This window comes from Mycobacterium sp. IDUB_21, from assembly GCF_055419425.1.
Map to the genome: position 1 here is coordinate 127,322 of NZ_JBVAXQ010000009.1, position 10,948 is coordinate 138,269.

Genomic DNA, 10,948 nt, shown 5'->3' on the forward strand with positions numbered 1-10,948 from the left:
CGATCGCTGGTAATCGATTGTCTGCCGTCAGCCCACCGGCGGGCGGGGCATCACCTTCGGCTTGATGCCATAGCGCAACCGGCCGCGACTGCCCTGGTCGCTGGACGACGCGGGCATTCCGGCGGGCACGGCACCCATAGCGGCGCGAGGCGCGGCGGCGGCGGTGCCTGTGCCGGCGAGTGCTGCCGGTGTGGTCCCCGTCGGGGCGGCTTCGCCGGCCCAGGCCGGTGGCACCGGCGTGCCGAGAGTTCGCGCCGCCGCCTGGCCCGCGGTCGCTGAAACCGGTGCTGCCGCGGCGACCGGCGTGCTCTGGCTGGCCAGACCCGCCGAGGGCGACGTCAGGGATTCGGGTGCGACACGGTGAACCACCCCGGACGGGGCGGTGATGTAACCCTTGCCCAACCCGGTGAACTCCGAGGCGGCCGAGCCGATCGTGCCGCCCTGCATGGCGGCCAGGATGGCGGAGTTGCTGGCGATGCCGCCCAGCCCGAACGTCGGGTCGGCGGCTCCCGTGCCGGCAGCTGCCAGACTCGTGGCGGTGCCCAAACCGGCCGTCGAGGTGGCCGCCGCGGAGTTGGCCGTTTCGGTGCTGCCGTAGGAGTCGGCGCTGGTGCGCAGGGTGTTGACGAACATTTCCTGGATCACCGCGGCCTGCGCGCTGATCTGCTGGTAGAGCTGTCCGTAGGCGGCGAACTGGGTGGCCTGTAGAACCGAGACCTCGTCTGCGCCCGCCGGGGCGATTCCGGTGGTGGGTGCGGCCGCCGCGGCGTTCTGCGCCGTCATCGCCGATCCGATCGCTTGCAGGTTGCTGGCGGTTGCCGCCATCGCCTCGGGATGGGTGGTCACGAACGACATGACTTCTCCTGGTGGGAAACGGGCGGCCTTCGGCCGAGTGCAGGGTCCACTGTTTCCGCCCGAACGGCGGATAGCGGAGGTCGTTTACGGGTTCTTAACGCCCCTGCCAGGATTATTGACGGTTTATTCGCACAGGAACTTCACAGCGATTCGACGGCCCAAATCCGGCCCAAAAGGGCTCCGCAGCTGTATCGGTGCTGGTCATGGTGTTGCCGGCCGTCTGCACCGGCTGGCCGTGAGCGTTGGCCTGCCGGTAGCTGACCTGGAAGTTTCTTCCGAGTTGGGTGGTGAATTCCTGGCAGGCCATCGGCACGTGCCGGCCACGAGGTCCACCGTGCCGCAACGGTGCCCGGTTAGCAGTGACCCTTGCGCGCTCGTAACGGCGCCGGATCGAACCTTGATGAGTCCTTGACGTCCAGGGAAGACAAAACAACCGGCGCAGCCCCCTCCGCTGCGCCGGTCTGCTTTGTCAGGGCTTGATCAGGCCCAGCTGGAGCCCACGGAGGCGTCGGTGTTGGCCATGTTGTTGCCGGCGGTCTGCACCTTCTGACCATGAGCATTGGCCTGCTCATAGATCACCGCGAAGTTGCGGCCCAACTGCGCCACGAACTCCTGGCAGGCCACCGAACCGGCACCACCCCAGAAGTCCCCGGCAGCCAGCACGTCGTGCACGATCGCCTGGTGCTCGGCCTCCAACGAGGCAGCCTGGGCACGGATCAACGCACCGTGGGCATCCACATCACCGAACTGATAGTTGATCGACATCGGTCAAAGCTCCTTCTAGCTCGACAAGATCTGCTGCGAGGCAGCTTCTTGGCTCTCGTAGTGGTTGGCGTCGCGGATCAGACCATCGCGCACCCCGTGCAGCATGTTCACGATGTTGCGAAACGCCGTCTGCATCTGACCCATGGTGTCCATCGAGGTCCGCTCGGCCAGACCACCCCAGCCCGCACCCGAGATGTTGGTCGAGGACGCCCACATCCGCCGGGCCTCATCCTCCACCGTCTGCGCGTGCACATCGAAACGACCCGCCATGAGGCGCATCGCGTCCGGATCGGTCATAAAACGTGTAGTCATTGCTGTATCTCCTTACCTGAAGTCCGTTGCCGTAGTGAGAATTTGGTCTTACCCGGCGACCACGGGCCGGGCCATCACGGTTGGCTTGAAGCCGTATCGCGGCGTGCTGAGGCCGAAGCCACCCCGGTCGGCGCCGAGCGGCATTCCGCCGGGCATGGCGGCCATCGTTTCGACGTCCTCAGGGGCGGCCGACCAGCTGCTGGCCTGCAACGCGCCGCTGGTGGCGGCGGAGGCCTCCGGTGCGGCCGCGGCCCACGTCGGCGGAGTGGACAACTCCCCGACCAGGGTCGCCTGGCCGACGCCCGCCGATATCGCCGGCGTGGTGGAGCTCGCTGTGAACGCACCGGCTGCGCCCGCCGCGCCACCGCCCAGCTCGCCCAGGCTGCTCAACGGGCCACCGGGGGCCAGCAGGGCACCGATGCCGGCACCTGCTGAACCACCGCCCAAGGCGTTGAAACCGCTACCGGAGAAGAAGGTGGTCATGGTCGGGATCAAACTCGCCGGGGTGAAGGCCGCGGATGTTCCCACGAAGCTCATCCCGCCGTTGAGCGGGTAGGTCAGCAGTGAAACCACCCCGTTGATCGACGCGTTCCTACCGATGGCCTCGATGAGTCCGGCGAGCGTAGATGGGGGCAGGCCCGCATCAGCAGGTCCCGGCGAGGTCAGTGTCTGTAGTGCATTCGGCAGCGACGAGATGGCCTGCGCCGTCTGCGCGGTGTTGCCGGCGGCCGTCGTGCTGGCCTGACTGACCGCGGCAGCCTGGTTGGCCGTTCCATCCGGATTCGTGGTCGGGTTGGGCTCGGTGAACGGTGTCACCTTGGTGGCCGCCGCCGAGGAGCCGGCGTAGCTGTACATGACGTTGGCGGCTTGCGCCCACATCTGCAGATACTGAGCGTCGCTGGCCATGATCGCGGCGGAGTTCTGTCCGACGACGTTCGTGGCCACCAGTTGCTTCTGTTGTGCGCGGTTGGCGGCGATCACCGCCGGGGGAGGGGTGGCCGCGTGGGCCGCCTCGAATGCGGCCGCTGCGGCCGTGGCCTGGGTGGCCGCCTGCTCGGCCTTTGCCGCGGTGTCGGCCATCCACGTCAGATAGGGCTGGGTGGCCGCGGTCATCGACGCCGACGCCGGGCCCATCCACTGTTCGTCGACGAGTTGGGTGATCGTAGTTTCGCAGGACGTCAAAGCCGAGGAGATCTCCGCGGCCAGCCCGCGCCACGCCGACGCCACCGTCATCATCGGCGTCGAGCCGGGACCGGCGTACAGCCGCCCCGAGTTGACCTCCGGCGAAAGGACCGCGTAGTCGATCATCGTTGCTCCTCGCGGGCCTCGAGCGCTCCGGTGAAGTGCGAAGCCATGGCTCCTCCTGCGTTGCGAAAAGATGTGGGCGGCATCATGATTCAGACAACCATGTGTTTCGGCATGAATTTCGGCCTGAACCCGTAACGCGGAGTGCCATAGTTCATGCCCTGTCGGCCGGCACCGGTGGGAATCGGTGGAGGCACGGAGGCCATGTTGTTGTGGGTTTCCGCGGGCACCGCCCACCCGCCGGGCTGCGCGGTAAGAGCCGCGGCGCCGGTCGGAGTGGCTGCCGCCCAGCTCGCCGGCGCGGAGAACGATGTCCCGACCAGCGAGGCCTGGCCCAAGCCCGCGCTAACCGTCGGGGTGACCGCACTTACCCCGAATGCGCTGCTGATCCCCCCGCCGAGCGCGCCCAGGGCGCCCAGGGCACCACCGGGACTCAACGCCGCACCCAGGCCGCCTCCGAGGGCGCTCCCGGTGGCGCTGGTCAACCCCCCACCGGTCATGTAACCGATGAGGCTCGGCAGCAGTGCCGACGGGATGAACGCCGCGCCTGTCCCCATGGTGTTGAACAGGTTGTACAGCGGGGTCCCCACCAAGTATCCGGCGCCGTTCAACGGGTCGTTGTAGAGGAACTGGATGATGGGCGTGATCCAGTCGGTCGAGGCCGTTGACCCGGTGGCGACTCCCGGCGAGGACATGCTCTGGAGTGCGTTCGGCAGTGACGAGATCATCTGCGCCGTCTGCGCGGTGTTGTTGGCGGTGCTGCTGCCGGCCTGGGCGACCGCGGCGGCCTGGGCACTTTGGCCGGCCGGGTTGGTGGTCTGGGCGGGTTCGCTGAACGGGGTCACCTGCGAGGCGACGGCGGAACCGCTGGCGTAGCCGTACATCGCGGCGGCGTCCTGGGCCCACATCTCGGCGTACAGCGCATCGAGGGCCGCGATCGCCGGGGTGTTGATGCCCAGGATGTTGGTCGAGACCAACGCCGACTGTTGCACCCGGTTGGTCGTGACCGCCGCCGGGGGCACCGTGGCTGCGCGAGCCGTCTCGAACGCGGCCGCGGCGGCGCTTGCCTTGGAGGCGGCCTGCTCGGCCTGCGCGGCGGTCGTGTTCATCCAGGCGATGTAGGGGGTTGCCGCGGCGGACATCGACGCCGATCCCGGGCCGAGCCATTCCTCACCGGACAGTTGTGAAATCACCGTCTCATACGAGTGCGCGGCCGACGACAGTTCGGCGGCCATCGTGCGCCAAGCCGAGGCGGCGGACATCATCGGCGTCGACCCCGGGCCGGTGTACATGCGCCCGGAGTTGATCTCGGGGGGCAGGGCTCCGTAATCCAGCATGGGTTCCGCCTAACCGGCCGCGACGGCGTTGGCGGCTTCGGTGGCCGCATACGACTCGGCACTGCCGTTCAGCGTGGCCACGAACATCTCGTGAATGGCCGCGGCCTGCGCGGCAACCGACTGGTACAGGCTGGCGTGCGCGGCGAACTGCATGGCGGTCAGCGCCGAGACCTCGTCGGCGGCCGCGGGAACGACACCGGTGGTCGGCGCGGAAGCGGCGGCGTTCTGGGCATTGAGCGCCGAACCGATCGTCTGCAGGTTGCCGGCGGCAGCCGCCAGGGCCTCCGGCTGCGTAGTCACGAAAGACATTTGGGTTTCTCCTCACGGAACGGATGGTTGTCGGTTCCTGGGACCACGGTCCCGTATCGCTGGGTGATTGTGAAAGCTGGTTAACCGCTTCTTAACCCGGTGCGCGAACTTTTTACGAGGGCCTCCGGCGTGCCCGCCCGGGAGGCATGACGGGCGTCACACCGAACTGTTCTCCTGCAGCTGGTGCCTCCGGGAACCAAAAGCCGTGCATGGCGGTGTTTGGCGACCACCAAAGCCCCTTCGATGCGCAACCCGAAGTGGCTCAAGTCACAAGTGATCCACAATGTGCGGTGGAGGCCATTTCGGCCGCCGGGTACTGATCGTCAAATGTGTTGCCGGACAATGCATTCAGTGGGTAAAAACCGAATTGGCCGGGTCGCCCAACCCGGGTGTGGACGACTGCGTGAGGCCTCGGTAACGCGGATTTAACATATCGATCCGGGGGAGTAAACGGTCCGTAACATGCATTTAACGAACGCTCAGCACACTACGAGCCATGAAACGGTTTCTGCTGATAGCGGGCGTTACCGCCATGGTTGGTCTGGCGGCGCCGGCGCACGCCGACCCGGTCGGCAGCGACGCTGCTTTCCTGACCGCGCTGTCCGGGGCCGGCTTGAGCCACCGAGGCTCTGACCAGGTGGCGATCTCCGCCGGTCACTCCGTGTGCCAGCTCATGGATGGCGGCCTGAGCCCGATGGACACCGTGGTCGCGATACAGACCACCAACCCGGGCTTCACCCTGCAGCGCGCCGCTGAGTTCGCCCGGATCGCCGCCCTCAACTACTGCCCCCAGCACGCTTAAGTCCTACAGTCGTCTGATCCGCCCCCGCCGGAGTGCCGGTGGGGCGCTGCCGCTGTCGCCGCGTTAGATTCGCCGCGAGCCCCCATAGCCCAATTGGCAGAGGCAGCGGACTTAAAATCCTCTGAACTGGGCGTTTGTTGTGTTGGGCCGAGACGAGTGCGGTCGAGCAAGTCCGTTCTAGCTGCGGAAATGGTGTTGACCGCGTTGGTTGGTGCACAGGCTGAACGAAACTGCTGCGGTATCGACTGCGGTACAGCATGGAGGCGCCAGGATTGCTCTGTCCGCGTGGGATTACGGCTCATGGAGTCAAAGCCGCGCTGCGCTAGGTCAGACGGTTTGACGCTCCCGGCTGCGGTACGCGCCTACTCGATATCGGCCAGCTCTTCGTCAATGCTGGCTATCGCGCTCGGTTGGACGACGTCCTCCCCGCGAAGAGCGATGCCGTCGCCGAGGATCGCCGTAATTCGTTCAGCGAGGGCGGCTCTGCGTGCATTGAAGAAGTCATCGAAGCCGGTCGCGTCCTTCGGTAGCGAGGGAATGTGATTGCGATCCAAGTAAGCCTGGTAAGTCTCCGGCGTTGTGAACATAGACCCCGCCCAGTCAGCAGGAGGTTTGTCCGACTTGGAAATATTCACCGGGCCTTCGAGTAGTTGCAGGTTGGGAAGCTGGTCCAGTTTGCTTTGAATGTCGTCGATCGACTCGCCATCGAGGCCGGCCTGCTTCAGGCGTGACCGGGAGAGTAGCGCTCGCGGGAAAACATGGTCCACGTGGTGGACATTGCGTGTGTTGACGTAGGAGAACACCGTCGCCAGCACGGCGAAGGCACGCGGCTTCCCGTACCCGAGCATCAGGATGTCCTCGATCTGTTCAGCGGTGACTACCAGTGACTTGCCGCGTGCGGCCATCTTTTTCTCGATCTCCGCCACCGGGAAGCCGTTTTCTCCGTGCTCATTAATCGCCAGGCGGATGTCTCGAAGCAGGGAGTCGAGTCCTGAACCCCAGACGCCCTGGACGATCAGCGAACGAAGCGTCCAGCCACGTAGTGCGTTGCGGTCGGCGGTATCGGCTACCGCCTCCCGGTACTTCTGGGTGAAACCTCGTCGGTGGACGTAATAGGCAATGGGGATGAGGACGCTCGCCGCAGACAGCGTGGCACCCGAAAGCCCGAAGTCATTCAGCAGTTCAACAGCGACTCTGAGCGAATCACTGATCTCATCCCATTCGCGGTCGAGGATCGCCATGTTCTCCGCCGTGAAGTTCTTGACCTTGAATCCGATATCCTGGATGCCAGCGAGGACCAGCCCGGATTTCAGCACGACGTCCTGGTTGAAGTTGAAGCCCTGTCCGGTCGAGTTGAGGGAATCGATCAGTCCGTGGATGGCGCTTCGGGCATCACGTTCCTTCCACTGCGCCGTTGCGATGGAAAGAAGCAGGTCACTGTAGGACAGGACAGTCCCCGCTGAGTTCACCCGGATGAAGATGTCCAGTACGCGCTCGACATCCTGATCGGTCTCCTCGTAAATGTGGATGCCCGGAGTGCTGTGGATGGCCTTCCACAACTGGCTCAACATGTTCCGCGCCGACCGATCATTGGCAAGCCCAGCGTCACCGGCGAGGTCCCACAGATCACCGAGGTCGTCAGTCTCGTAGACGCGGTGGACCGGGAACCAGTAGCGTGCTTCGTCAACGTCCACCGCGTCGAGCTGGTCCTTGGTCAGGAACCGAAAGTCATAGCGCAGTCCGGGCTCGTTCTCCTCAGCTTCGCGGAGCACGTTCAAATAGAGCTTCCGCGTCGGGTAGTTTTCCGGGTTATTCCGCCACGCGCGCATCCTCTTGTAGGCGTAGGTGCCGCGCAACCCGATGTTCAGCGATGTCAGTCGTTGCTGTCCGTCGAGCAATGCCGTCACCGCGTCGCCTGGTGGGATGTCGAGCGTGGGGCTGTGGCGTCCGTTGAACTCGTTGTAGTTCTTCAGAAATCCGTAGAAGCGGAACTTCCTGGCGGTATCTGCTTCGACCCGCCACGAAAGAAAGCTGCCGATCGGGTAACCACGCATGATGGAGTCGAACAGGCTGACCACCTGCGAAGGCTTCCAGACGTACTCCCGCTGGATGGCCGGGAGGATCAGCTGACCCCTCTGGATACGTTGCAGCGACTCCGCAACGGTGATCGGCGGCAGATAGACCATGCGCCGTGACCCTACCGGCTTCGGCTACGACGGCGGCTGACTTCTCCCCACTCGGGTCGCAGCATCAGCTTCCCCCGTCTCACCTCTAAAGATGTGGCACGGTGTAGCGGAGAGGAAAATCATTGGTACACGCGACGGACGGCTTCCGGCGACGGAAGGGTTCCCATCCACTCACCACCCTCGGTACGGCGTTTTGCTCGCGTGTACGACTCGTGGGTCGTGTCCGTTGGCTATGAGGAGTCGCTGAACAGCGTGCACGACGCGGGCCTGGTCGGGGCCTGGGCCGACGATGAGCTTCGAGATGAGTGCGCCCCCTTCGGGGTTCTTGACGATGACCGACCTGTACGGCACCAAGCGGTGGCCCTTCAGGCGGAATTTCAGCGGATACGTATCACGGAGTAGGAAGTCAGCGAACTGATCACTGTTGCCCGCGACAAGTAGACGCCACTCCTTCTCATCTGAAAACGCGCCATCCTTGCATTGGGCTGCTGCCACGGTTGCCGCAGCAATGAGCGGGCTAGCAGGATGGCGTGGGAGCTTCAGCTTGTGTTCTGGATCCTGTACTCCATCCCAGACTGCTTTCGCTAACGACACCAGTCCTGCGACCCCCAAGGCCGCGGCAAGTAGGCCGGCCGACCCCGGCGCGACAAACGGCAGGCCGTCAATGATGCCGCGTGCTTCATCGCCGTATTTGATCTCGGCAAACGAGCACGGGAACTCCTCAACTCCGGAACTGATGGGGTCGGAGATGGTATACGGGACATCCCGCAGGAGGCTGCCATTGATTCCGATCGCGAATCCTCCACCCGCGCCGTATCGCACCCACTGGCTGAGAGCATCGGACTCAGTGCTGAAGCTTGCACCGCACACGCTCGGTCGAGGCTCGATGCTTCGGTTCTGATCCAACTCCGGGACGCCGAGATACTGGTCTAGGACCGATAGCATTCCATCGAATCGGGGATGTGTGCTCGACGGGGAACTGTCGGGACGTTCCTTCGCGGCACGTTGGTGCATAAGTTCGAGTCCGAATGCCAGTTCGGTGGCGTCGTTCATATCCAGCAGGTCTGACGCCCAAAACTCAAGCGGGCGTGGGCGGTCAGCAACCTGATCATCCTTGCGATCGTTGTTTACGATGCCGAGAAGCCCTGCAGCTGTGGTGTAGTGATAGACGACTTCCGGCAGTAGCGGGAGGGGCTCGCCGTGCGTTCCTCCGACCGTTTGCTCGCCCGCGATCGACTCGCCGGCCTCCACCCGGTCTTCGCCAGCGCTCACGCTAGCTCGAATTCGGAAGAGTCGACCTTGCTCATGACGGGCATTCTTCCAAACGCCCATGACACTGGCTTCGGGATGCCCCTTCGGTAGCGCACTTGCGGGCTGGGTATCAGGACGCCAGGCCCGTGGCGTTGCTCACGACGTCAGCTTCGATGACAACGTCGCCAGACTTGAGGAGTGCTGGCATCGTTCGGCTGCCGATCGATAGCGCCTTCCGGTCCTACGGGCGCCCTCGATGCCTCACCTTGTCCCGAAAACGGTAGTTGCGGGGCGCGCCTCGCAGCATCGCGTTACTCGCGCAAGCCGCACCAAATTCCCCGCTAACCGGTCGACATTGCCAGCTGTCGCCGGATCCATCACCGCTACATCCAGACGATAGCTAATCAGGCATCACCAGGCCGCTCGGCGTAATGATGCATTTGGTTCTTTACGTAACGACGTCGCTTCCTGGCTCACACATTGTGGTGGCCTTCCGGTGGTGGGTGTCAGGCCACGGCCGCCACGTTGGCGACCACAGGCCGACCCTTGACACCCACCACCGGACGCATAAGCGAGGCCAGTTCGTGGAAGGGGCAGCTACCGTCGGGAATGGCGACGGTTCATTGACGATGACCGCAGCGGGCACACCGCTGATTCGGAAGTGCCGCTGCACGATTCACGCTCGTGAACAAGGTCAGCAAGGCCAGCAAGACGTGCGTCGCGGTTACCAAGTCAACGGCCTGGGCGACGACGAGAGCACAGGCTATCGCGATGGCCACTTGCAGCGATGGCGACGCCGCCGACCGGTAGGGCTTCTCGTTCGGGATCTTCGGATCTATCATGTGCAAGAGGTTCCTTTCCAGCAATCGGGACCGTGGAGCTGGCCGACACCGCACGCCATGCCCGGCGTGATATTCGGGTCGGTCAGTTTCCTTTTGTGCCGGATCGTCCGGCCCGCCAGGTCACGTGGATCTCATTTTGAGCGTCGAGTTGGACACGTGCAATAGGACTCGACCGACATACCGACATTTCTACTCGAATTGGGCCGGCAGCTGTGCTCCGCGCCGGTGGGCTGATGTCCAGGCATGTCATGATCCTCACCCCGGCGGGGGTGAATAATCCAACGGTAGCGCCACTTTTCGCCAAAAAAATTCCATCGATGACGCCCTGACCCGTGAAATCGCCGCCGAGTCGCCGCAGGACCCAGGCTTGCCGCCCCGGCAGCAGCGTGACTGCATTCAGGAGCGAGCCACCCGTATCCGGGCCAGCATCACCATACGCAGATGGCGGCTGCTATACGGCTCGGCGACTCACGACCCCGAACGCAATTTCTACTTCACAAACCCCTCGATGGCCTGCCGCGTCACCCCAAACTCGGCCGCGATCCACGCCATCGTGTACCCGACCCAAGCCGACGTGGCCTGGCGCGGCCGCTCACGGGCACAGGCACTCACCGCTCACAATCGGCTCAGGTGTCCGCGTGTACGCCTACGAGCTCTTCCAGAGTGGCATCCTCATCCACGCCGACCGTCTCAATGTCGTCTGCCACGTCAGGCCTCCGTCACCGAGTCAACCCCCCGGTAGCTCGGGCACGGTCTCACGTATGGCAGTCCCGCCGCCGAGTGGCGTTGCCTGTCAACAGCCGCGGACTGATGGTCGTGATGAGTGTGAGGGCTACGGAGGGTGATATCCGTAGCCGCCGGCTCAGGGACGACAGCGTTGGCCGCAGCTCCGTGTGCTCGCGACATCGCGTCCCAGTCGTCGTCTTCGTAGTTGTCTGTCGACCACTGGGCGATCCCGAGGGTAATTTCAAGCTGTTTGCCGCG

9 protein-coding genes and 1 pseudogene are annotated in these 10,948 nt (G+C 64.4%); 1 reads left to right on the forward strand and 9 read right to left on the reverse strand.

The genetic code is table 11. The features are described from left to right. Window positions 1-27: 27 nt before the first annotated feature. From ACZYY4_RS14940 to ACZYY4_RS14970, 7 genes and pseudogenes are all read right to left on the reverse strand, one after another. Complete coding sequence (locus ACZYY4_RS14940) at window positions 28-855, reverse strand: PE family protein (RefSeq protein ID WP_463810772.1); 828 nt, start codon at window positions 853-855, stop codon at window positions 28-30. Between the two features lie 112 nt (window positions 856-967). Continuing rightward, a pseudogene (locus ACZYY4_RS14945) lies at window positions 968-1,162 on the reverse strand (hypothetical protein); the annotation flags it as partial. 173 nt (window positions 1,163-1,335) lie between these two features. Beyond that, complete coding sequence (locus tag ACZYY4_RS14950; protein ID WP_085265358.1) at window positions 1,336-1,620, reverse strand: WXG100 family type VII secretion target; 285 nt, start codon at window positions 1,618-1,620, stop codon at window positions 1,336-1,338. A gap of 15 nt (window positions 1,621-1,635) precedes the next feature. Further along, window positions 1,636-1,932 carry a WXG100 family type VII secretion target gene (locus ACZYY4_RS14955; protein WP_463810773.1) on the reverse strand — a complete coding sequence of 99 codons (297 nt, stop codon included), beginning with the start codon at window positions 1,930-1,932 and terminating at the stop codon, window positions 1,636-1,638. Window positions 1,933-1,980: 48 nt separating this feature from the next. After that, the gene (locus ACZYY4_RS14960) at window positions 1,981-3,237 is read right to left on the reverse strand and encodes a PPE family protein (protein ID WP_463810847.1); all 1,257 of its coding nucleotides are present in this window, start codon (window positions 3,235-3,237) and stop codon (window positions 1,981-1,983) included. A 92-nt stretch (window positions 3,238-3,329) separates the two neighbouring features. Next, window positions 3,330-4,574 (reverse strand): PPE family protein, SVP subgroup, encoded by a 1,245-nt coding sequence (locus ACZYY4_RS14965; RefSeq protein WP_463810774.1) that lies wholly within the window; start codon window positions 4,572-4,574, stop codon window positions 3,330-3,332. A 9-nt stretch (window positions 4,575-4,583) separates the two neighbouring features. After that, window positions 4,584-4,883, reverse strand: coding sequence for a PE family protein (locus ACZYY4_RS14970; protein WP_463810775.1), 300 nt, complete (start codon window positions 4,881-4,883; stop codon window positions 4,584-4,586). Window positions 4,884-5,379: 496 nt separating this feature from the next. Between ACZYY4_RS14970 and ACZYY4_RS14975 the strand changes: the two genes are divergently transcribed. After that, window positions 5,380-5,685, forward strand: coding sequence for a DUF732 domain-containing protein (locus tag ACZYY4_RS14975; RefSeq protein WP_463810776.1), 306 nt, complete (start codon window positions 5,380-5,382; stop codon window positions 5,683-5,685). 362 nt (window positions 5,686-6,047) lie between these two features. On the opposite strand, the gene ACZYY4_RS14980 is transcribed toward ACZYY4_RS14975, so the two are convergent. Together ACZYY4_RS14980 and ACZYY4_RS14985 are read right to left on the reverse strand one after the other, a co-directional pair. Further along, the gene (locus ACZYY4_RS14980; RefSeq protein WP_463810777.1) at window positions 6,048-7,871 is read right to left on the reverse strand and encodes a DUF262 domain-containing protein; all 1,824 of its coding nucleotides are present in this window, start codon (window positions 7,869-7,871) and stop codon (window positions 6,048-6,050) included. Between the two features lie 171 nt (window positions 7,872-8,042). Continuing rightward, the gene (locus ACZYY4_RS14985; RefSeq protein ID WP_463810778.1) at window positions 8,043-9,143 is read right to left on the reverse strand and encodes a DUF2971 domain-containing protein; all 1,101 of its coding nucleotides are present in this window, start codon (window positions 9,141-9,143) and stop codon (window positions 8,043-8,045) included. Window positions 9,144-10,948 lie beyond the last annotated feature (1,805 nt).